The organism is Maridesulfovibrio pacificus (SeqCode), from assembly GCF_048612815.1.
GTDB classification, from domain to species: Bacteria; Desulfobacterota; Desulfovibrionia; order Desulfovibrionales; family Desulfovibrionaceae; genus Maridesulfovibrio; species Maridesulfovibrio pacificus.
Window position 1 is genome coordinate 1,289,833 of the sequence record NZ_JBLZNE010000001.1, and the last position, 22,889, is coordinate 1,312,721.

The following is a 22,889-nucleotide window of genomic DNA, read 5'->3' on the forward strand; positions in this document are numbered from 1 at the left end:
ATCAATTCCAATATCAGCGCTTCAAATCAGTTTGCTGGAAAATAGCGTCATCAAGACCGGTGTTGTATTCAACGTTCCGGTACTCCATGATAGTTTCAGTGCCGCGGGCGGGAGTTGCCATTTTTTGGCGGGTGGTTGTCCAGATGCCCTGTATCTTTTTGTAGCCACCATACAGGAGCTCCTTGAACATCTCGTTTTTCTTATTGTAATACTCGATTTTTGCGGGCAGCCAGATATCCTTGCGAATCCAGACCAGTCGTTTGGTATAATTGGTCTTTGCAGGTAAGACAGGAACCATTTTAACGAGATAGCAGTCTACACCGAAAAGATTTTCTTCTCCGATCAGAGTGTGCTTATCATCCGCAACTTCCCGCCGGGAAATATCCTCGTTGGCATAATCGCTACGCATGAAAGGACCTTTCTTACCTCCCCCGCTGATCCTGCGCACCAATGATTCCGAGGGCATATAAACCCACATGTCATCTTCAATGCCTACATCCTTGTAGGACCATGTCAGATATGAGGTGCCGCGCACATCTGCTGGTTTTGCAAAGCGGATAACCTGCTTTTCCGAATCATCAAATTTCTTCTTGCGTACGGTCATGACCCGGGACATTTTCTGCTCACCGCGCCTGATCACCATGACCACATCCATCTGACCGCATTTGCTGACATCAACAGCGTCCATACGTTCAGCAACTTCCTGCCCGGTAATGGCCGCAGCCGGGGAGGAGAACAACAGAACCATCATTATCATCATGTAAATTTTCTTAAACATCTAAACTCCTCCTGCCTTAACTTGCAGGCAGATTCCTTCATTTTCCAAAACAGATAAAACATCAGAAGCCTTAACCATGTCCGGGAAAAAGCCCATCACTGACTTTTCAGCCGGAGCCTCGACAATCTTTTGAACCATCAGCCCGGAAGCAAGTCCGGTTCCTGTGTATGAATCAGGAAAATACAACCAATAGGTCTTTGTCTCTTTGATCCCGTCACAAATACCTTTGATTACAGTGCAGAGCATGTAGCCTTTTGGGGGTCTTCTTTTGCCATCCATAGCCGAAGCCCGGCACAACATCTTTGCAGAGCGCTCTATCTGACTGCCGGAACGGTACAATTTGAATAAACGGACAGCACCCAGAGCCAAAAAGAAGGCAGGTCCGGTATTAACCCAAAAACAACGTGATTCATCCGCGCCGATGCCCTTACACACCCTTTGGAATTCCTTAGTGTAAAAAGGCTGAGCCAGACTATTGCCCATTGGTTCCGGAAGTGAGGGAAAATGAATGACTCTTTCGGGAAAAGGCAGCTTCCGCTCTTCGCCTTTACAAATCATGCAGGGGCCGAGCTGACTGAGTTCGTGCATGCCGCAGGTCATGTCGTAAGCAGAGCCATAAGACCAGCTGTCTTCCCCGGCAAAATAACAATCCATAGAATAAATCTCAGTGAAATCGGCTGCTGCCAAAGCAGGAAGAGATGCAGATATTCCGGGAACAATGCCTGCGGCAAAACATATATTAAGAGCTTTCTCAGCAGCCTTATCACGCAGATCTTCAAGTTGATCCAAAACATAATCATATCCGCCGGGATCAACGAAATGCGCACCATTGAGAATTGCAGCCCTTGCCACTACATCGCCGATAAGCGCAGTTGGTCCGGTGCAATTCAGAACTATATCGCACTGCTCACAAAAAGCGGCCAGAGAAGCAGGATCATGAACATCCACACCAATCCCCTGAAACGATTTACCGCTTTCATCCGCACAATTGCTTTCCAGCTCAATAGCGGCATTCAAAGCAGCCCTTTCATTACGTCCGGCAATCAACAATTCAATACCGTCGATTCTGGCCAGATGGTTGGCTGCAACACTTCCAACCTTGCCATACCCGCCTAAAATTCCGATCTTTTTCATAAATGGACACCTACTACTTGTTCTAGATTCAGCATGGTAAGAAAAAATCCGGGTGCTTATGCAAAACCGCCAGTGCTCCCAGACAAGAATCATCCGGTATAAATTCACGCACTGACAATCGGTGCGCAGTGCCCAGATTCACGACAAAAGGCCGCCCATAAAATGATTCTGTTTGATTAGTTCCGGTCATTTCCGGCAAACGAACCTCAAACGAATTAAGTGACATGGAAAGTCCCGTTCCTATGGCCTTTACGCAGGCTTCACGTATGACCCAGCAACGCAAAAAACGTTTCCAGCGCTCCATCCCCTCCACTGCGCTAATCCAGCGCATTTCAATGCTGGAAAAAGAATTTCGAGCGATCTCCACGGCTTCCGGGACCGGTTTTACACGTTCAATATCCACTCCCAGTTCATTGCAGCCGGAGAACGCAGCAACAGCCAGATCGCCCGAATGGGAAATATTAAAAAACACATTTTCGCTACTAAGCCCCGGTTTTCCATAATGATTGTAAGCGAAACATACTTCTTGCGGCCCACTACCGACATACAGAGACAGCAGGCAACGCAGGAAAATACGAAAAGACAAAAAACGGGACTTCAAAAGCGGGTTGGCCATAAGAGAGGCACGCTTCTTTTCATCTTCGGAAAGTAACGCCAGATGTCCGGCAGGGATCGCCAGCCCTTCATTACTGATTTTCCAGATATGAACGGTTTCCTCAGACAGGCAAAAATCAGCACTCCGCGCAGAGGATAGAAATCCGACCAAATCTTCGTAGGAGACTGACTTCACCCGCAATTCAGGAAATAGGGAGGGAACCGGACCTTTCCCCGGTTCTCCTCCCAATTCAGTTTTATACTGCATCACGTAAATAGAATGATTCTTGAGGAGACAATGTCTCTCGGATACATCCGAGAACATCACGCCAAGCTTCAAGGACAAAGAAGTGCTCCCCTTTCACAGAATGCAGGGAGAAAGAGTCGGCAGTATGCCGGCGCCACCCTTCCATTTCCTCAATGGTCGCCTCTTCGTCATCAGTTCCGCAAAAAGCAGTAACAGGGATAGGCAACGGAGGGGCTTCAATAAAGCAATATGTCTCGTCCACAGTAAAATCAGCACGCAGGATGGGCAGAAACAACTCCATCAACTCCCTGTTCTCAAGGATAACCTGCGGGGTTCCGCTGAAACGCTTCAACTCTTCCACAAAGCAGCTGTCATCAAGATGGTGCAATGGTTTCGGTTCCGGGATTTCAGGAGACCTGCTGCCGGAAACAAATAAATGTTCCGGTAGCGGGCAGTTCAGTTGACGAAGCCTGCGCGCGCATTCAAAAGCGACTCTGGCACCAAGGCTGTGTCCAAAAAATGAAAACGGACAATCGCCAAACTTCATAATCTCCCGGACAGCCTCGCTTACAATGTCATCCATACTTTCTAAGGGGCGGTCACCCATTCTGTTTTCCCGTCCGGGAGGCTGTATGGCTATAATCTCAAGATCATCTGAAGATTCACTAAGCCAATTGCGATAAGCAGAGGCACCGCCACCGGCAAAGGGAAAGCAGAACAGCCGTCCCCGCGCTGAATTTTTAATTTCCGGCATAATCCAAGCTGACATTTTCTTCTCCTTATTCTTTCTCAGGTCCGAAAGGCTTAAAGATCAGCACCAGAGCCGGAGCAAAGAATAGATCAGCCAGAAGAGCGCACGAGAATGCATATCCGGCAAGAGCTCCAACCTTGATCCAACCGGTCATTACTGAGAACATCAATGTCGCAAAGCCTAAAGACAAAGCCAGTGTGGTGAACAGCAAAGGCCTACCGGCACCCATTATAGTCGCCCGAACAGCTGATTCATATTTGCCTGAAGCCTCAAATTCCCGGCGGAGACGGATAAAGAAATGAACCGTATCGTCCACAGCGACACCGATAATCATGGCACTGACGCTCATCACAACCGTATCCATGAAAATACCGGCAGCTCCGAGCAGCCCCATAACCATCAAGACAGGGAAAACATTCGGCACCATGCTCAGCAGACCGACCTTGATTGAACGCATGGATAGAATCATCATAATTGTGATGGCTACAAAGGCCATGGCGAAGCTGGTGTTCTGGCCCAATGCGATATTGTCAGTAAGAGCGACAGAAAGGTCCACGGAACCGGTTGTTTCAACCTTCACATTTTCAGGGATGAACTTTGCTGCCTCGGCAATAATTTCTTCACGCAACTGGCGTGCTTCGCGTGTTCCCAAAGCAGAAGTCCTTACATTGATACGGGCAACCGAACCGTCAAAAGACAGCATTTTATCCAGCTGATCACCACCCGACATCTCGTAGAGGAAAAGGTATTCTGAAGCCGCCTTGTCGTTCTCCGGCAAAGCGTAATATGCTTCATCCCCGCCGTGCATAGCCCGGCGCACTTTTCTCAGTGCATCAAGAACACTTGTCGTGTCAGCCACCAGCGGATTCTTTTCAATAATCTGCTCCAGCTCCTGCATATGCTTGAGGAATTCTACTTTTTTAACGCCATCAGGAGTGTTGGTATCCAGAATTACTTCTATGGCCATTGAACCGCCCATGGAAGAGTCCACGTGTTCTATGGCCTGCCGCATGGGAACATCTTTGGTCAGCAAATGTGTGTTGTTTGTCTCAATCTGGACATAAAAAGCCCCGATAAGCCCCATCAACGCTACAATGGAGAAGAAAACCGAAACTTTTTTGGGTGCGGAGAGAACCAGATCAGCGATCTTCCCAAAGACTTTGTCAAAGACATCACTTTTCCGCTTTGTCGGATTCTCAACCATCTTTTTGGGGTGTTTACGCCCGAAAGAAAAGATAAAAGGGACCAGCAGAAAAGTAAGAATCAACGCTGCGAAAACACCGCCGGGAACATACAAAGCCATTTCCCGAAAAGGCTCCATGGGAGCGGTGATAAATGAAAAGAAACCGGCTGCAGTAGTGGCAGTGGTCAGCAGGCAAGGCAGAGCAACCTTGGCAACAGCATTCTTTAAAGCTTCTTTACGGGGAATCCCGGCTCGATATTCAGTATTAAAGGCAACAATGACATGAACGGCATCACCGATACCCACGCAGACCAGAATAACTGGAAGCCCGATGATCAGCAGGTTCAGGTCAAATCCGATCAATCCGATAAGCCCGAACGTCCACATTACACTCAGTACAACCACAAGCAGCGGGGCAATCGAAGAACGGAAAGATCTTGTGAGCAAAGCCAGCAGGATCAACTGCACCAGTATGCAGAGCCCGAAAAGCATGGGAGTTTCCTTACCTGCCAGCACATTGTAATTGAACATGAATGCAGGCTCACCAACCACCCATGTCTTCAACTCTGAGTACTTATCCTTTTTAAGAATTGAGTAGACTTTATACGCGACCATGGATTCGGGGTTTGCGGCTCCCTCAGGATAAGCATCCATTTCGAGGAGAATCCCGGCCACATCACCACCCGATGAAATAAAACGCCCGACAAAATCTTCTTCCGCAAGTGCCCGGCCCCTTCTTTCAAGCATTTCACCGCCGTCTTCAGGAACATCTTCATCAAACAGACGTACGATCTTGATTCCGCCCACCATGGGATCAACTGTCTCAGCATTACCGACCCAGTTCATATCCTTGAGATACGGGACCTCGGCTTCCAGTTCATTTGCCAGATCACGCAGTAGATTTACGGTATCCGGAGTAAAAACATCACCGCCTTCAGCAGGCTCAGCAAGGAGGTACACAAAATGGTCGTTACCGAATTCCTTCTTAAAATCATCAAGTCGCTGCATGGCGGGATCGTCTTCGACAAACCAGACTTTAAGAGATCCGTTAAACTTCAACCCTTGTGACAAGAACACAGCTGATGCGCTGAGAACGATTACAAGGAGAAAGCAAATCCACTTGCGTTTAACCAGCAGCTCTCCCAAGGAGGAAAAAAAGGCGTAAGATCGTTCAGTCATTATATTTCTCTCTGAATAAGGGGAACGTCATACGCCCCCTTATTATTACTTTTTAGGCTTTCACGTTAAAGGTGATGCTGCTGCCGAAATAAACCTTACGGCAGCTGTCGCTTAACACTTTCAGTTCATTGTCAGGGGTGACATCCTGTCTTGAAAAAACGTTGATGAGCCATTGACCGGCTGTGGGCATTTTGATTCTGGCACGTCCATTAACGATATAGGCTGAGAGGAAGAACCCTTCCAACTCGCCTCCGCCCTCTCCTCCAAAGGTGTTGGAGGAAGCAAGGAGGAACTCCATGGATTCCTGAGTGCAGGTGAATGGTTTACCCATAAAATCAACCTGAAATGTGACCCAGTCACCGACATGAACATCGCTGAGGTCCGTCAGCGGGATTATTTCAAGAGCGTGGCCCAAAGCTTCCGGCTTTTTCCACTCTTCATTTTTCAGAAAAGTTTTGGCAAAAGCCTGATACTTCACACTGGTGAGAACATTTTTATCAGCAACTTCGTTAAGGGGTAGATTCGCGGTTTGTACTTTCCCGTCTTCCTCCCAGAGAGCGAAAAACTCCTCTTTGGTAGCAGCGACAACTTGATGGACTCCTTTTTCGGCATCACCATTGAAAGCGATTTTTCGCGGTGCGACATCACCGACACTGACTGTTGCCCCGGCTGCGGAATCAAGGCTTTCCACCTTACCTTCAGGAGGACGCAATGATGTCTTTTTCATTGAAGGGGAAACCAACTCGAATGAATCCAGAGTTAAAGCCGCATCAACAAAATCATCGTTGGGGACGACATGTCCGTAACCGAGACTTACAAAATAATGCCACGGAGGAGTTTCGAGGGATTTATGCAATCCAAAAGATTCATTCATGTTTATCCATAATTTTCTAGCCATTTTATTCTCCTTTGAATCGTCCGGTCCGCGTTAAATGGTACGGACCGGACTATGTATTTTTAAAAGTGATAGCCAATCCGGACACCGTACGATCCCGGTTCGCCCTGCTGAACCAGAGTGCTGCCGGCCCAGTCCCATTCGTTCTCGGTGTAATCTTCGTTGAAAACGTTTTTCGCCCAGAGAAGCACATCGAAGTTTTCACCTTCGTAGCCAATACTCGGGTTAACTAAGAAACGTCCTTCAACTTCATTCAGGTTTTTGGGATCAGTGTAATAGGAACTGAGACCTGTGCAATCCGCACTGACCATGAAGCCGTTATCCCAACGGTAGGTAGCGCCAAAAGAGTAGGTCCAGTCAGGAGAGCCGGGAGTTTTCTTTCCGTCGTAGTCAAAAGGATCTTCAACTGTTTTCCAATCACGCAAACGGCTGTTCACGTAACCGACAGAAGATGTCAGCAACAGTCCATCAATGGGCTTGAACTGAAGTTCGAGCTCTGCACCATAGGACTGGGCTTTAGCGGCGTTTACAATTCGTCTGTTGTCAGGGTTGGTGGCAATAGGCTCCAACTGGGCTACTTGCTTATCGGTAATATCGATATAAAACGCGGCTACGTTTGCAGTCAGGCTTTTCTCAAGCCAACTGGACTTCATGCCTAATTCGTAGTTCATGCTGTATTCAGGATCGTATTTGAATTGCTCATCAGTGACAGAGGTAGCGTAGTCAAAACCACCGGCGAGATATCCCCTGCTAACCTTGGCATAAGAAGTGATATCTGGAGTAATGTTATAAGTAACGGTTGCACTGGGGAGAAATTCAACAGAACTTATGCTGCCTTTGAGAGTGCTTGTCCCCTCACCGAAATCCGTAAGATCAAGATCCTTTTTACCGTCCAAATTAACGTAATCTACACGTGCTCCCAAAGTGAGGTGCCAGTCAGGAGTCATATTCCATGTTCCCTGACCGAATAATGCTGTCCCCCAGTTATCTTGGTCAGTATTATGCTTTCCATATCCGAAATAATCTGTATTCAGATCCTCTTTGTAAGCATAAATTCCGCCAAGCCAGTCGATCACAGCATTTTCATCTTTCTTGGAAGAAAGTCTGAACTCTTCGCTGATAACCTGTACATCGTAAGTACTGCCGGAATCACCAAAGGCTTGAGTACTCATGTCATAATCGTTTACATACTTCTGAAAGTATCCATGACGACCGGTAATGGAAGTAATATCAAAATAGCCTGCATCATATTCCATTTTGATAATCTCAGAATCGGAATAGACTTCGTTTCTATTGCTGCCATCCCATGCAATCTCATTGCGTGGTGTAGAGTATTCGCCGCTTTTAAAACGATAGACCCCAATACCATCATCTTTATTTCTGCCTTCAAAAATAAATGTAATGTTCAGATCATCATTAGGAGTCCAAAGAGCAGTAGCCCTACCTCCAATATGATCTACTTCCATGGCATCATCGTTACTATAAATATTCTTCATCCAGCCCTTGGAATCTTCTTTTTGGAGGCTTACTCTCATATTGAAGACATCTTCTTTCAGAGGAATATTTGCGTTAAAACCCTCTCTAAAAATGAATTTTGAATCATTAGTGTTCCATGCACCAATATCCGCATATAATTTTGCAGAGAATTCATTTGTAGGTTGCTTTGTAATGATACTGACAACACCGGCCTGAGAGTTGCGGCCATATAGAACACCTTGAGGCCCCTTCAGTACTTCAACGCGCTCAATATCGATAAAATCCATGTCCTGCATCTGGTGGATAGGATAGTTGACACCATCCACATAAAAACCCGCAGTAGAGAACAGAGAACTGGCGTAAGAGGAAATACCCCTGATGACGATTTCACTGTCCACACTGTTTTTGCGTAAAAACATGTTTGGGACATACTGGATCAAATCGTCGAACTTATTGATTTCCTTCTCCTCAAGCGTGACATCCGAGAAAGCAGAAATACTTATCGGGACATCCTGAATGTCTTCACCAACCTTCTGAGCGGTGACTGTCATACTTTCGAGTTGATACTCTTTCTTTTCCTCAGCATATGCCGCGGTCGTCAGCAGCAACACAACGACCAGCGTCATAGCTCCATAAATCTTCTTCATCTTCATTCTTTCACTCCTGATAAAGCCCCATAAGTATAATTTTCCTTTGCACCTCATGAGGATTTGGTTATTTCAGGATGTATTTATATTGACTTTCAATATCAATCTTGCATTGTGTGAATTATTCCTTTCATCAACTGAAACGAATCAGGCTGAAATAATTGGTAATACAAAAACAGGAGCAGCGCCTTGACGCGATTAAAGCCGTCCGGGCACTGCTCCTGTTGAGCTAAGTTCAATTCATTAGAATCAACTTTTATATAGCTGAATAGGCTGTTTTGGATTGTATGATCAGGCAGCAGAACGAGCTTTTTCGGCATCTGTTGTCTGTTCATTGAAAAGTTGAGTACTGAAGTAACGCTCAGCCCGGTCCGGGAGGATCGTAGCCACACGCCAGTCAGGGTGTTTTTCCATTATCATTGCGGCGGCTGCGAGATTTGCTCCTGCTGACATTCCAACAAAAACTCCCATTTCACGGGCCAACATCTGGGCATACTTAATGGCCTGCGAATCTGAAATTTCAATAATAGAATCGATTGATTGCGGGTCGACAATTTCCGGCAGAAAACCATCCCCGATACCTTCAATGCTGTGTACCTTAGGTTTATGCCCAAGGAGCGCGGCCGCGCCTTTAGGCTCAACGGCAATCAAGCATACATCGGGATTACGCTCTCTCAGATATGAACCAACGCCCATCAATGTCCCGCCGCTGCCTATTCCATTTATGAAACAATCAATATTACCGTCCGTATCTTCCCAGATTTCCTTTCCTGTTCCATTGTAATGGGCAAGTATATTTTCTTTGTTGCTGAATTGATTGACGAGAAATAGATTGGGATTTGAAACGGCATCAACCTTCAGAGCCTCGACAGCCCCGCCGACGCTCTGATGCGCCGGAGTAAGTATTACATTCGCGCCGAGTATACGCATAATATTCCGACGTTCAACACTCGCAGTCTCGCACATATAAATGGTCACATCATAACCGTAGGCAGCTCCGGTCATTGCCAACGAAATTCCCATGTTACCGCTGGAAGCCTCTGCAATGCACATTCCCGGACGCAAGCTCCCATCCTTGATTGCAAGGTCGATAATTCTTGCTGCTACACGATCCTTCACAGAACCACTTGGATTCATGAATTCAGCCTTGGCATGAACGATACCATTGCCAATATTCAAGCCAAAACATGGCGTATTTCCTACACATTTAAGGACATTCTCTAATATCATTTTACACTCCTATGATGTCTGGGTATTTTATGAAATTAAAATTCATTTTCAACTAAAAGTCTGTAAGAGCTTTGTCAAACAAAGCTGTCGAGACAAAATTATAGTTTAAGATGAATCAATACACAAAACAGCCAGCAAAATAAGACTGTAATTTAGCCGTTTACAGTAGACACACTCGATCTGTCACCGCACAAAAATAGCTGGATAACGTTCGCTAGGTTCAACAATTAGTTCTGCAAGTGATAATTGTGTGTGAGATATGAACCATCCACTATAAAGACTAAATCATAATATCCAGTTTGCTTCTCATACATATACTGCTGTCGTAATATATCCTTCTACTCTTTCCTATTTTTAATTAGTCTATTTTCAACCTACCCATTCTTCTTCAAATACTTACTAACCGCCTGCCGGGTAACTCCGATAAGCTGGGCGGCGGAGGACTGATTACCCTTGGTACGATGCAAGGCTTCATCAATAAGTCTGGCTCGGACCTCTTGCAGGGTCGGTAGGCGGATACCGAAACTAACGCTTTCTTCGGAATCAGAAACCGGAGCAACTTTTTCAAGGGATTCCCCCGGTACTACGAGCAATTTTTTAAAATGCTCAGGCTTAAGTTCTTTGTAGCCGCAGATGCTTGCGGCATCGTGAACCAGATGCTGCAATTCGCGTACATTTCCCGGAAAGGGATAGCTATCCAGAAAAGCAGATAGCTCATGAACATCCGCTTCAACTTCGCTGGAAGTTTCAGCCTGAACCTCATTAAGAAAATGGGAAATAAGCAACGGCAGATCCCCTCTGCGCTCCCTTAGCGGCGGTATGTTCAACATATGCCCGCGCAACCGGAAAAAAAGATCCTTACGGAATTTGCCCTGCTCCTGCATAGCCTTGAAAGATTGGTGGGTGGCGGTAATAATTCTCGCGCTGGAGCGTTTAGCCATGTCAGATCCCAACGGCATGAACTCGTGCTCTTGCAACAATCTCAGCAGCTTGGTCTGGGAGGCCGGACTGAGATCGCCGATTTCATCAAGAAACAGGGTCCCGTTCTTGGCCTTCTCCACCAGACCGATGCGCGCTTCTGAAGCCCCGGTAAAAGCACCTTTCTTATGACCGAAAAGAGTATCGGAAAAAACATTGTCATCCAGTCCGGCAACATTCACGGGGACAAAATCACCCTTTCGACCGCTGGCATTATGCACTGCCAGGGCAACGAGCTCTTTGCCTACTCCAGATTCCCCGGTAACTAAGACCGGCCGGGAAGTCTCGGCAATGGCCTCAATATATTTAAAGATGGAGATCATATCCTTATGGGCGGTGACAATCTCCGAAAAAAGCTCAGGGCGGTCCGGTGAATCCTTGAAAAAACGCTGTTGCAGGGATTTGTTCTCTTGACGCAGCTCGAAAATTTCAATGGCGTGACGGACCCCGGCGATGAGCGTGTTGCGGTCCTCGGTTTTAACGATGAAGTCGAAGGCACCCTTGCGGATGCAATTGACCACGGCCTTGATTTCATTCAGGCCCGAAATGACCAGCACCGGAAGCTCTGGATGCTCTTCCACAATCTGCGGGATAAGTTCTTCTCCGGAAACACCGGGCATCATCAAATCTACGGCTACAGCGCAAAACTGGCGCTGAGCAAGCGTTTGCATAGTCTTTGTGCCGTCACTCAACAGAACAACGTTATCAATACCCTGCGAACGCAGGGTGGCCCGGAAACTCTGCAACCACGAATCCTCATCATCAACCAGCAGTAATGGATACCTTGGTGTCTGCCCTGTACTTTTACTCATCATTTTCCCCGTCAGTGATTACCGGAATTGAAAATTTTGCAATGGTCCCCCCGCCGGGATTAGCTGAAAACTCCAGCCGACCGCCATGTTCCTGCACAATTGTAGATGATACGGACAAGCCCAGACCGGTGCCTCCACTGGTCCGTTTAGTAGTGAAAAATGGATCGGTGATCTTCTTGAAATGCTCCTCGGCAATTCCCACTCCTTCATCCCGGACCTCAATCTCGACCACTTGATCCTTAGTATTAAATCTTGAAGACAGCAAAATACTCTGATTGCGGTCAGTTAAGGCTTCGCAAGAATTAACCAGCAGGTTGATCAACACCTGTGAAATTCGCTGCGAATTGCCACGCACCTTCGGAAGTTTTGTAGCAAGGTCCATTTCAAAACGGGCAGTCTTCTTGCTGATAAGATTTTCCAGCAGCCGCAGGGAGTTATCAACCACGTCTACCAGATCAACTTCCCACATCAATTCTCCGGGTTCAAGCCGGGAATAATCCTTGAGGCTATTTACAATTCCGCTGATACGGCTTGCTCCTTCCTGCATACGAGCCAAGAGGTCAGGCATGAAATTGCGCAACTCACCATATTCCAGACCCCCGGCAAGAAAGTCGCCGTTTTCGTGATAGTAATCCTCAAGAATGGGGGTGATGTCGCGCCATATTTCATCCAACAGAGGCAGATTGAGAGTCATAAAACTGTTGGGATTGTTGATTTCATGGGCCATACCTGAAACCAGAACCCCCAGTGAAACCATTTTATCAGCCTGAATGAGCTGCTGTTGCTTTTCCTTGGCCTGCCGTTCGGATTCTACGCGTTCAGTAATATCGCGGATAGCGCAGACCCCAACCTTTTCGCCCTGAAAAATAATATCCCGCTGCTGAATTTCACAAATGAGCATTCGCCCGTCCCGGCAACGAAAATTCGCATTAAAACGGGTCCTGCGATTGCGGGAAGTATGCAACCGCACGATTTCGCGGTGCTCCGGGTCGGCAAGGTCATCGATATTGAGTCCGGCAAGCTCCTCCTGCGAGTAGCCAAAGAGATGCAGTCCGGCACGGTTGGCGGTCAGAATCTCCCCTTCATGATGAATGAAAATTGCTTCAAAAGTAGACTGCGAAAGCTGACGAAAACGCTCTTCACTCTCACGCAGAGCGACTTCAACAACGCGGCGTCTGGCAATGGCCTGAGCCTGCAAAAAGTTCTTGCGAGCCAGAATGGACATCTGATTGGCAATTAGACAAAGCGCATTGCAGACACTCAAAAACTGATCTCTGGACATGGACGGAACTTCGGCAAGAGCTTCCATCAGCTGATCTTCGTCAGCACCGATTTCGCGGGCATATCGGCGAATGCGGTCATCATTGGTAGGCGGGCAGCGCACCTGACCGATAATCCAGTTGGCGATGTGGCGGTCACCCACATAAAAACTGGTTCCGCCATCCCAGAGCCCGCCGCTGAGGCATGGACGCATGATTGGTTCCAAGGGGCTTTTGGTCCCGAAAGAGGCATCGGAACGCATGCAGTTGGACATGCCCTTATCCGTGCTCCGGATCAAATCGCAGAAGCGGCAGAAACGGCTTGGCTTGGTGATGGGCCGTCCTTCCAGATCGGTAATGACTGAGGCAACCCGCGTGGCTTCAGAAAAAGCATCCTGAATACGCTGAATAGCCTCAACATCGAAATAATCTTCAAAGCGGTGCTGTCTGCTCTCATCCTGTGAATCAGGGATAACCGCATTCAATCTGTAGTTTCCGTTAAAATTCTCACACCGAAAATGGGACTCTTCAAGTTCTGCCACCCTGCCACGCAAAGTGTTCAGCTCTTCAATTAAGTCCTCATGAACATCTAATTTCTTATCTTTTATTTTATCTGCTTCCATTTTGCCCATGCTGCTTTCAGGAAAATAATTTTTTAGCGGTCCCGACCTATTACATCCTGCACAGGTCACAGCATTTTCAATGCCAGCCCCGACACCTACCATTGATTGTCCTAAAACCACGGTAAACACATCCACCACCCAATGCAATCATCCTATTCTTCCCCTGAAGCAGCCCCGGTTGACAACCTTGGTAAACCACGTGTCAACCAAACAAACACCCTCGACATAACACACTTTAAACATTTACTTTTACCCCTCAAAAAGCCTCACATCTTTCATCCTTTGTCAACCTGCGCTGACACCCTGTTTGCAACATTATTATGTTTCAGAAGTCACCAAGCAGGCCTAACCCCTGTAAAAACAAAACAGAACCACACATGGCACGTTTTTCTCTTTAGGGAATCCATAACATGATGGAAGGTGAATGGATTTTATCAAATTTTAACTGAAGGAAAACCGATGCCGGTAACAACAGAAATTGCGCTGCGCATGGTCGCTGCCGCACAGAAGAAAGCGGAAGAAATCGGTGTGCCAATGGTCATCGCCGTGGTTGATCAGGGGGGAAATCTTCTTGCTCAGGTCCGCATGGATGATGCCCTTTTAGTGAGCATCGATCTGTCCCTGAACAAAGCCTACACCGCCGTTGCCGCCAAGATGAGTACCGAAACCCTATGCTCGGTATCTCAGCCCGGAGGAGAACTCTACGGCATCCACAACGCTGACAATGGACGCATTGTCATTTTCGGTGGCGGACTGCCCATTGAAAAAAACGGAAAAGTAATCGGTGGAATAGGTGTCAGTGGTGGAAGTGTTGCGCAGGACACAGCCTGTGCGGAAGCAGGTCTTGCAGCTTTTAAATAAGTTTTTACCAATTTTAAGGAGTGGAAAATGACTAAGAACAAACCCAGCGTTGAAATCCCCAAAACAGTCGGCGCATCCGGCAGAGTAGCTAAGACCCTTGATCGTTTCTTGAATACCGCCCCGGCAGTCTGCGCTGAACGTGCGGTGCTGATCACTGAATCCTACAAGGAAACAGAAGGCCAGCCCATGCCTATCCGCCGTGCCAAGGCTCTGGAAAAAATCCTTTCCGGCATGTCCATTTTCATTCAGGACGATGAACTCATTGTCGGTAACCAGTGCTCCATGCCCCGTTCCGCGCCCATCTTTCCTGAATTCTCCTGCAAATGGGTTGAAGACGAACTGGACCGCCTAGAAAAAAGAACCGCTGACGTATTCCTTATTTCTGAAGACGTAAAAGCCAAGCTGCGCGAAGCCTTCACCTATTGGGACGGCAAGACCGTTAATGAAATTGCATCCCAGCTTATGCCCGCCGAATCTCTCGAAGCGCACAACGATGTTGTCTACACTGTAGGTAACTACTTCTATAACGGCGTAGGACACATCTCCGCCAACTATGAAAAAGTCCTTAACGTCGGCATCAACGCTATCATCAAGCAGGCCGAAGACAAACTGGCTACCCTTGATTTCGCAGACGGTGAACAGCTCAACCAAATGCACTTTCTCAATTCGGTTATAACTGCCAACAAGGCTGTAATCGCTTTTGCAAACCGCTTTGCCGATCTGGCTGAAAAAATGGCTTCCGCCTGCGAAGAGCCTACCCGCAGAATCGAACTGAACGAAATCGCCCGTATCTGCCGCAAGGTTCCTGCACAGCCTGCCGAGAATTTTCAGGAAGCATTGCAGGCCTTCTGGTTCGTACATCTGGTAATTCAAATCGAATCCAACGGCCACTCTATCTCACCCATGCGTTTTGACCAATACATGAACCCCTTCCTGCAGAAAGATGATATCTCCATCGAACAGGCTCAGGAAATGCTGGACATGCTCTGGATCAAATTTGCCGAGCTTAACAAGGTCCGCGACGAAAACTCCACCATGGCCTTTGCCGGTTACCCCATGTTCATGAACCTGATCGTAGGCGGCCAGAAGCGCGACGGTTCCGATGCAACCAACGCCATGTCTTATCTGGTACTTCAGGCCGGAGCCAACACCAAACTTTATGCTCCTTCCCTGTCCATCCGCATCCACGAAGGCACTCCTGATCCGCTGTACAAAAAGGCAGCAGAACTGAGCCGCATGGGTATGGGTTACCCCGCATACTACAACGATAGAGTTATCGTGCCCGCACTGCTGGCCCGTGGCCTTGAGCGTGAAGATGCCCGCGATTACGGTATCATCGGTTGTGTTGAGCCTCAGGTGGGCGGAAAGACTGAAGGCTGGCACGACGCAGCTTTCTACAACATGTCCAAAATCATCGAGCTGGCCCTCAACGATGGTGTTGACCAACGCACCGGAAAGCAGATCGGCCCCAAATCCGGCAAGATGGAAGAGTTCAAATCCTTCGAAGATGTCATGGAAGCATACACCCAGCAGACTTCCTACTTCGTCAAGCTTATGGCTGCCGCTGACAACGCTGTGGATATGACTCACGGCAAGCATTGCCCGCTGCCCTTCCTCTCTTCCCTCGTTGATGATTGCATTGCCGAAGCCAAGTCCTTGCAGGAAGGCGGAGCGCATTACAACTTCACCGGCCCTCAGGGCGTAGGTGTTGCCAACGCAGGTGACTCCCTGACCGCTATCAAGAAACTGGTTTTCGATGAAGAAGCCATCACACTCAAAGACCTGCATGCAGCACTTGCCAACGACTTCGAAGGTCAGGAAGACCTGCGCATGATGCTTGTTAACCGCGCACCAAAATACGGTAACGATGACGATTACGCCGACGAAATCGCCAAGGAAGCCGCACTCATCTACTGCGAAGAAGTAAACAAGTACACCAACCCCCGCGGCGGTAAATTCCAGCCCGGCCTGTACCCCGCTTCCGCAAACGTGCCCCTCGGTTCCGTAGTTATGGCTACCCCTGACGGACGTAAAGCATGGTCACCGCTGGCAGATGGCGTATCGCCTATCTCCGGTTACGATTCCTGCGGCCCCACCGCATCCGTACTTTCGGTTGCCAAACTGGACCACGAAATCGCATCCAACGGTACCCTGCTTAACCAGAAATTCCACCCCTCCGCTATCGAAGGCGAAAAGGGACTGGAAAACCTGAAGGCCGTTACCGAAGCATACTTCCAGAACGGCGGCTTCCACGTGCAGTACAACGTCATCAGCCGGGATACCCTGCTTGATGCTCAGGCCAACCCTGAAAAGCACAAAGGACTCGTTGTCCGCGTAGCTGGATACAGCGCATTCTTCACCGCGCTCGATAAATCCCTGCAGGACGACATCCTCGCCCGTACTGAACAGAACTTCTAAGAATATGACATATAGGCCTCCGGCGGTCCTGCCGGAGGCCTTAAACCCTTTGGAAAGGGTTTAAGAATCCCAAACTTTTTCAATAGGGCTTAGCCACTTTAAGCGGGAAAGTGAGAATAATTTTATGAGATGGAAAGAGCGGCAGCATAAATTTAGTTTAGAAGACAAAAATAAGGCTGATCTTACAGGATTAGTCTTTGATATTCAGCGCTTTGCTGTGCATGACGGTAACGGTATTCGCACATTGGTCTTTTTGAAAGGCTGTCCCTTGCGCTGTAAATGGTGCCAGAACCCGGAATCCATGAGCAGTAAGCCTGAAATCATGCGCATCCCTCACCACTGTATCAGCTGTGTGAAATGCGCTACCCTTTGCCCGGAACAGGCCATTGAATACCGGGAAGACGGGGTATTCATTGATCGTGACAAATGTACCTATTGCGGTGAATGTGTTGAGAAGTGCTATGCCGGGTCTATGACTATTGTCGGTCGCTACCTGACCGTTGAAGAAGTCATGGAAGAAGTTGAGCGCGATCGTCCGTTTTACAATACTTCGGAAGGCGGAGTTACTTTTTCCGGTGGAGAACCGACCATGCAATCTGCGTTTTTGATTGCAGCATTAAAGGACGCAAAAGAACGCGGATTACATACGGCCATTGAATCCTGCTGTTTATGCTCACCAAAAATATTTGCCAGGGTTCTGGATTACACCGATCTGGTGCTCACCGACATCAAACACATGGATTCGGATCGACACAAAGAGCTGACAGGAATGCCCAATGTGCAGATTCTGGAGAACATCCGCATGGCTGCAAGGCTAGGCAAAAAGCTACGTATCCGCATACCGCTCATTCCCGGATGCAATGACTCGGAAGAAAACATAAAAGCCACTGCTAAATTTGTTGAATCGCTGGGTGAGAGTGTCGAAGGGCTGGACATTCTTCCTTACCATCGTCTCGGCGAACCAAAATGGGAACAGCTTGACCGTGAATATTCCCTGAATGGCGTTAAGCCCCCTGAACGTGAACATGTTATGATGCTGAAAGATCTGGTCATACCGCACTGTCCGAATGTTTCAGTGGGGGGTTAGAAAAAACAGAAAATCAACTTCCGATTGAAATAAAAGAACCCGCAATATAATGACAGGGCTCGCCTCCAATACTTGAAGGCAGGCTCTGTCTTTTTTTTAGTCACTTAACACAACCATATCTCGGCACAGAACTAGCAATACCCAAACGATAGAGCCAGCAGCAGACAACAATTAAACAAAATTGCAAAAAAGCAACTAATTTTTCACCAAAAGGAAGCACAATAATGGCAAAAAAAAGAAGTAGAGCGTTTGTTAATTGCAGGCGGAGAAAACAAAGATATCAAGCTGAAGTACAATGCGATTCGAACCAAGGATGAATTTGTATCTACCGCAAACGAAGAGGGGTACACCTTCACCATTGAGGAATTGGACGCGGTACTTCACGAATCCGGAGACGACTTCACAACATTCGGGAACCCACCCGCACGCTCTATCTGGTGGGCATAAGACTGATTTACAGGTTCAATCCTGTACCAACGTCAGACTCAAGACGAACCAAAACAAACATGCGATGTTTCCTGTCATTTGACAACAACACACTACTGGAGAGCTAAAAATGCATAAAATAGACCCTGAAGAATGTCAGTTCTGCGGTGCATGCCAGAGCGCATGCCCTACCGAGGCCATTATTCATGCCGCTGGAACCAATTATTATGAAATAAATGAAAACTGCACTGATTGCGGTGCATGCGAAGCAGAATGTGGCTTTAATGCAATTATTAGTGACGGCGCTGACAGCTAAAGAACAAAGACTCCCCTAAAACATAAGTTTAGGGGAGTCTTTATTTCTTTTATACTTATTCTAAAGCAGGTGTTCAGTCCGAAACCTTATTCACCATTAGTCCATCGTTTGGTCATAAGCTTCCACCCGATTACGACCATTCTCTTTGGCAGCGTAAAGCGCCAGATCCGCATGCTTCAACAAGACATCTACGTCCGTAATGGACTTATCCAGCACAGCAACTCCAAGGCTGACTGTAAAATCTACTATTTCCCCATCTGAGAGCTCAACAAATGCTTCCTTTAAAACAACGCGCAACCGCTCCGCCAGAAGCATGGCACCATGCAAATCCGTTTCAGGAAGTCCAACCGCAAATTCCTCACCGCCGAGACGGCCGATAATATCAACATCACGCAAGACCCCCTTTGCAGTTGTCGCGATTGCCTTGAGCACCATATCACCCACATCATGACCATAAGTGTCATTAACCGCCTTGAACTTGTCGACATCGAACATGATAAGCGAAAGAGGTCTAGGATAACGAGTGCTTCGCTCTATCTCACGTTTGACCAGTTCAATAAAATAGCGGCGATTGTTGAGCTGGGTCATATCATCCGTAGTAGCCATACGCCGCAACTGGTTCTCTTTCGCCCTAGACTCGGTGACGTCCCAATTCACTCCAATCAATAATTCTGATTTGCCATCATCGTCTTTTTCAATCAGTGCTGCCGCCTTAATGCAGTGAACCTCTTCGTTCGGCCAGATCACCCGAAATTCCGACTCCCAAAAACCGGTGTGCTCAATCGAATGCTGTAAAGACTGTTCTACACCATGCAAATCATCAGGGTGCACCCTGGTCTGCCAAACCTCATAGATTCCATCGAATTCTCCGGGTTCCAGACCGTAAAGCCGGAACATCTGGTCGTCCCATGCCAACGCGTTAGTGTGTAAGTTCCATTCCCAGACACCAATGCCTCCTGCTTTTGAAGCTAGGGCTAGGCGATCGGCAGAATGCCGAAGCTTCTGTTCGAGATGTTTACGTTCTGTGATATCTCGCACACTACCGACAGCGAGGTAGGAATCTCCCAGCTTGAAAGATGTGACAGACCTTTCTGCGAGAAAGACTTCTCCATTTCTACGGACCGCAGGCATTTCCTTGACCAGACCAATAAGAGGCCCCTGGCCGGTTCGGGCAAATTGCTTCATGCCGTCGCCTACCTGATGCAGATAATCTTTCGGAGTAATAAGTGGATGAAGCTTCTGACCGATAACTTCTTCAGCCTTCCACCCAAACATCTTTTCAGCTGCTGAGTTCCAAAAAGAAATAACATCATTTTCATCGACAACTATGACAGCATCATAGGACGACTCAGACATCGCTCTCATTTTTTCTTCGCTGGCCCGGAGTTCCTCTTCGGCCAGTGCACGTTCAGTAACATCAAGAACGGTTCCCATAGCATGAGCTGGAGTCTTCCCGCTAAAAAGGCAAACGGTTCCTCCCCTCTCCTGAACATGACGAACTTCTCCGCTAGGACGGATTATCCTATGATCCACCGCATACTCGGAACATGAATCCATTGATGATTGGAATGCATCAAGGACCTTTTTCATATCCTCCGGGTGAACCATGTCTAAAAAGCGTTCAAGAGTAGGGACAAAAGTATCTTTGTCTACTCCAAAAATTCGGTAGGTCTCATCCGACCACCATATTTCTTCATTTATATGGTCCAGTCTCCAACTACCGAGGTGAGCAATAGACTGGGCCTGATTCAGGTTTTGCTGAATTGCCTGAATGGCAAAGTCTCGTTTAGCAGCTCGGTACGCGCCGAAACTGGTAACAGACAAAAGCAGCCCCAAAAGAATGTGCACAATAAATGCTAAAGGGTGACTGCTTGTCCACCCTCCTTGAGGTATAGCAACAAGAACCCAACTTCCTGAAGGAAATGTAACCGGCATTCGCACAGCGTTTTTGGTTGTGAAAAGTTGTGGGGACCCAAAAAAAACCTTGCCGTCCTCACCCAAGCCATCAACACCGCGAATTGCGATATCAAGGCCGTTATCACTTATATCCACGACCTTGAAAAGCTTATCAACATCAATGACCGCAGAGATAATGCCCCAGAACTTTTTTCCTTTTTCAGATTCAACAAATATCGGGGCGCGGCCTATGAGGCCGTACCCTCCCTGAACCAATTTCAAGGGTCCGGCAATGACCATGTCCCCAGTTTCTTGCGCTTTTTTGGCCTGCTCCCACTGGTTTGGCAATTTTCGATAGTCCATACCGACAATAGCGAGATTGCCTTCCAGCGGAGAAACAAAACGCATCACGAAATCAGGTGCAGCAGCAAGATTTTTAAGTAGGTTCTCCCCAGACAACACTACCTTGGCATATCTAGCGAACTTCTCCTGCGATTGATCAGGATCTATTGCAATATAATTAGCAGTGCCTTGGACTAAAAGCAGGTTCTTTGTAATCTCCTTCTCCAGCCGGGCCCTAAGTGCGGCCAATTGCAAAGAAACTTCCAACCTTTGGTCATTAATCTGCTCTCTTGAAAGCTGGCCTGTCAGGAAAATATCTAAAGCTAAAATAAAAATTAAAATTATTACGATTCGGAGCAAGACTCGTTTTTTCAAGATAACCTCCAATCAAGGACCATTACTTCCAGACACAACACATACTCTCCCTGAGAACTTGAAATGGCCACAAAACTATATATTTTTGCCTGAGAAATTCAAAAGAATCACAATACAGTAAAATAGTGTTAAGGATTCTGCAATGCTTGGCAAAGCAAAGTACATAGTTTTTCCGACCAGTGAAATAAACAAGTTCATAAGTAAATAAAGAATCGGCAATACTCTATTTTAGCTTTTTACATGGAACAAAAAATTTGAAAATAGTATTATTACGGCTACTTGATTCCAGCCAGAGCTTACCGCCCATTAGCGAAACCAATTGTTTGGATATTGAGAGCCCAAGACCGGCTCCTCCATACTTTTTTGTCAGATAGTCTTCACCAATGATGAAAGGTTCAAAAATTTTTTCATGTTGCTCTTCGGCAATGCCTATTCCTGTATCTACTATTGTAAAGTACATTTTCACTGTATCATGCCTGTCGGCAACAGCCGAGACCGATATATCGATGGAGCCTTGTTCTGTAAATTGAACCGCGTTATTAAGCAGATTTATCAGAACCTGATTTATCCTCGTGATATCGGCATTGAGAGTGGATGGAAAATCTTCGTTTATACTAAAGTTCAATTTAAGGCCCTTATCTGTAGCCTGTTTACTATAATGAGCAACGACACCTTCAAGACTTTTACGAACATTGAAATCTTTCGGAGCAAGTTTGATCTTTCCAGCTTCGACGCTGGAAAGTTCAAGCAGGTCATTTACCATATCAAGCATGTGTGTCGATGCTTGTTGGGCATATTCAAGAAATTCTTTATTTTCTTTTGATGTGTTAGAGCTGCTAAGGAGCTGCGTCATTCCCATAATTCCATTCAATGGAGTACGCAATTCATGGCTCATATTTGCCAAAAATTTACTTTTAGCCATGTTTGCTGTTACAGCTTCATTTTTGGCTTTTTCAAGTGCCGCTGTCCGCTCTTCGATAAGGTTTTGCAATAGCCTTGTCTGATTATATAGTGCGATATGAGTCTTAACCCTCGCCAGAACAACAGCCGGGTTAAAAGGCTTGACCACATAGTCAACCGCTCCGAATTCAAATCCCTTTTCTTCACTCTGCACTTCGTTTCTCGAAGTTACAAAAATAACAGGAATATGGCGCGAATCTTCATTCTCTTTCAAAATTTTACAGACCTGATACCCATCAATGCCAGGCATCATTATGTCCAACAGGATAAGGTCCGGCATGGGAGAAGTGGTAGCCAATTCAATGGCATCAAATCCATTTAAAGCAACGCTTACGCGGTATTCAGGGGAAAGCACTTCACTTAGCATTTCAATATTCACTGGCATATCATCAACTATCAGCACACGCGCTTTTTCCATACAG

At 47.1% G+C, this 22,889-nt stretch carries 16 protein-coding genes and 1 pseudogene; 5 read left to right on the forward strand and 12 right to left on the reverse strand.

Annotated features, from left to right (window positions below; all coding sequences use genetic code 11):
- Positions 1-13: 13 nt before the first annotated feature.
- From ACNI23_RS06075 to ACNI23_RS06120, 10 genes are all read right to left on the reverse strand, one after another.
- Entirely contained in the window at positions 14-778 is a 765-nt protein-coding gene (locus tag ACNI23_RS06075; protein WP_420247315.1) for an outer membrane lipoprotein-sorting protein, read from the reverse strand.
- Positions 779-1,912 carry a saccharopine dehydrogenase NADP-binding domain-containing protein gene (locus tag ACNI23_RS06080; protein ID WP_420247316.1) on the reverse strand — a complete coding sequence of 378 codons (1,134 nt, stop codon included), beginning with the start codon at positions 1,910-1,912 and terminating at the stop codon, positions 779-781. It abuts the gene before it with no gap.
- Between the two features lie 28 nt (positions 1,913-1,940).
- Complete coding sequence (locus ACNI23_RS06085; RefSeq protein ID WP_420247317.1) at positions 1,941-2,774, reverse strand: 4'-phosphopantetheinyl transferase family protein; 834 nt, start codon at positions 2,772-2,774, stop codon at positions 1,941-1,943.
- Positions 2,764-3,522, reverse strand: coding sequence for a thioesterase II family protein (locus ACNI23_RS06090; RefSeq protein ID WP_420247318.1), 759 nt, complete (start codon positions 3,520-3,522; stop codon positions 2,764-2,766). Before ACNI23_RS06090 ends, ACNI23_RS06085 begins: the two co-directional genes overlap by 11 nt.
- 10 nt (positions 3,523-3,532) lie before the next feature.
- Positions 3,533-5,866: an efflux RND transporter permease subunit gene (locus tag ACNI23_RS06095; protein WP_420247319.1), complete on the reverse strand. Its 2,334-nt coding sequence runs from the start codon at positions 5,864-5,866 to the stop codon at positions 3,533-3,535.
- A 52-nt stretch (positions 5,867-5,918) separates the two neighbouring features.
- Complete coding sequence (locus tag ACNI23_RS06100; RefSeq protein WP_420247320.1) at positions 5,919-6,764, reverse strand: DUF4198 domain-containing protein; 846 nt, start codon at positions 6,762-6,764, stop codon at positions 5,919-5,921.
- A 59-nt stretch (positions 6,765-6,823) separates the two neighbouring features.
- Positions 6,824-8,890: a TonB-dependent receptor gene (locus ACNI23_RS06105; protein ID WP_420247321.1), complete on the reverse strand. Its 2,067-nt coding sequence runs from the start codon at positions 8,888-8,890 to the stop codon at positions 6,824-6,826.
- A 285-nt stretch (positions 8,891-9,175) separates the two neighbouring features.
- Positions 9,176-10,114, reverse strand: coding sequence for a PLP-dependent cysteine synthase family protein (locus ACNI23_RS06110; protein ID WP_420247322.1), 939 nt, complete (start codon positions 10,112-10,114; stop codon positions 9,176-9,178).
- A 374-nt stretch (positions 10,115-10,488) separates the two neighbouring features.
- Positions 10,489-11,904, reverse strand: coding sequence for a sigma-54-dependent transcriptional regulator (locus ACNI23_RS06115; protein ID WP_420247323.1), 1,416 nt, complete (start codon positions 11,902-11,904; stop codon positions 10,489-10,491).
- Entirely contained in the window at positions 11,897-13,906 is a 2,010-nt protein-coding gene (locus tag ACNI23_RS06120) for a PocR ligand-binding domain-containing protein (RefSeq protein ID WP_420247324.1), read from the reverse strand. The genes ACNI23_RS06115 and ACNI23_RS06120 overlap by 8 nt, the downstream gene beginning before the upstream one ends.
- A gap of 339 nt (positions 13,907-14,245) precedes the next feature.
- Here ACNI23_RS06120 and ACNI23_RS06125 point away from each other — a divergent pair, with 339 nt between their 5' ends.
- The 5 genes and pseudogenes from ACNI23_RS06125 (at position 14,246) to ACNI23_RS06145 (ending at position 18,894) form a co-directional block, all read left to right on the forward strand.
- Positions 14,246-14,647 (forward strand): GlcG/HbpS family heme-binding protein, encoded by a 402-nt coding sequence (locus ACNI23_RS06125; RefSeq protein ID WP_420247325.1) that lies wholly within the window; start codon positions 14,246-14,248, stop codon positions 14,645-14,647.
- A 27-nt stretch (positions 14,648-14,674) separates the two neighbouring features.
- Complete coding sequence (locus tag ACNI23_RS06130; RefSeq protein WP_420247326.1) at positions 14,675-17,065, forward strand: glycyl radical protein; 2,391 nt, start codon at positions 14,675-14,677, stop codon at positions 17,063-17,065.
- Positions 17,066-17,189: 124 nt separating this feature from the next.
- Positions 17,190-18,152: a glycyl-radical enzyme activating protein gene (locus ACNI23_RS06135; RefSeq protein WP_420247327.1), complete on the forward strand. Its 963-nt coding sequence runs from the start codon at positions 17,190-17,192 to the stop codon at positions 18,150-18,152.
- A gap of 243 nt (positions 18,153-18,395) precedes the next feature.
- Positions 18,396-18,599: pseudogene (locus ACNI23_RS06140) on the forward strand (Nif11-like leader peptide family natural product precursor); the annotation flags it as partial.
- 109 nt (positions 18,600-18,708) lie between these two features.
- Positions 18,709-18,894, forward strand: a complete 186-nt coding sequence (locus tag ACNI23_RS06145; protein WP_420247328.1) for an ATP-binding protein — start codon at positions 18,709-18,711, stop codon at positions 18,892-18,894.
- Between the two features lie 96 nt (positions 18,895-18,990).
- On the opposite strand, the gene ACNI23_RS06150 is transcribed toward ACNI23_RS06145, so the two are convergent.
- Together ACNI23_RS06150 and ACNI23_RS06155 are read right to left on the reverse strand one after the other, a co-directional pair.
- Positions 18,991-21,507 carry a diguanylate cyclase gene (locus ACNI23_RS06150; RefSeq protein ID WP_420247329.1) on the reverse strand — a complete coding sequence of 839 codons (2,517 nt, stop codon included), beginning with the start codon at positions 21,505-21,507 and terminating at the stop codon, positions 18,991-18,993.
- A 223-nt stretch (positions 21,508-21,730) separates the two neighbouring features.
- The gene (locus ACNI23_RS06155; RefSeq protein WP_420247330.1) at positions 21,731-22,885 is read right to left on the reverse strand and encodes an ATP-binding response regulator; all 1,155 of its coding nucleotides are present in this window, start codon (positions 22,883-22,885) and stop codon (positions 21,731-21,733) included.
- Positions 22,886-22,889 lie beyond the last annotated feature (4 nt).

Bases quoted from the DNA above. Each gene is read 5' to 3' on its own strand.
- ACNI23_RS06075 (WP_420247315.1), bottom strand. From the start codon at position 778: ATGTTTAAGAAAATTTACATGATGATAATGATGGTTCTGTTGTTCTCC.
- ACNI23_RS06100 (WP_420247320.1), bottom strand. From the start codon at position 6,764: ATGGCTAGAAAATTATGGATAAACATGAATGAATCTTTTGGATTGCAT.
- ACNI23_RS06090 (WP_420247318.1), bottom strand. From the start codon at position 3,522: ATGTCAGCTTGGATTATGCCGGAAATTAAAAATTCAGCGCGGGGACGG.
- ACNI23_RS06125 (WP_420247325.1), top strand. From the start codon at position 14,246: ATGCCGGTAACAACAGAAATTGCGCTGCGCATGGTCGCTGCCGCACAG.
- ACNI23_RS06130 (WP_420247326.1), top strand. From the start codon at position 14,675: ATGACTAAGAACAAACCCAGCGTTGAAATCCCCAAAACAGTCGGCGCA.
- ACNI23_RS06105 (WP_420247321.1), bottom strand. From the start codon at position 8,890: ATGAAGATGAAGAAGATTTATGGAGCTATGACGCTGGTCGTTGTGTTG.
- ACNI23_RS06110 (WP_420247322.1), bottom strand. From the start codon at position 10,114: ATGATATTAGAGAATGTCCTTAAATGTGTAGGAAATACGCCATGTTTT.
- ACNI23_RS06095 (WP_420247319.1), bottom strand. From the start codon at position 5,866: ATGACTGAACGATCTTACGCCTTTTTTTCCTCCTTGGGAGAGCTGCTG.
- ACNI23_RS06085 (WP_420247317.1), bottom strand. From the start codon at position 2,774: ATGCAGTATAAAACTGAATTGGGAGGAGAACCGGGGAAAGGTCCGGTT.
- ACNI23_RS06145 (WP_420247328.1), top strand. From the start codon at position 18,709: ATGCATAAAATAGACCCTGAAGAATGTCAGTTCTGCGGTGCATGCCAG.
- ACNI23_RS06080 (WP_420247316.1), bottom strand. From the start codon at position 1,912: ATGAAAAAGATCGGAATTTTAGGCGGGTATGGCAAGGTTGGAAGTGTT.
- ACNI23_RS06135 (WP_420247327.1), top strand. From the start codon at position 17,190: ATGAGATGGAAAGAGCGGCAGCATAAATTTAGTTTAGAAGACAAAAAT.
- ACNI23_RS06115 (WP_420247323.1), bottom strand. From the start codon at position 11,904: ATGAGTAAAAGTACAGGGCAGACACCAAGGTATCCATTACTGCTGGTT.
- ACNI23_RS06155 (WP_420247330.1), bottom strand. From the start codon at position 22,885: ATGGAAAAAGCGCGTGTGCTGATAGTTGATGATATGCCAGTGAATATT.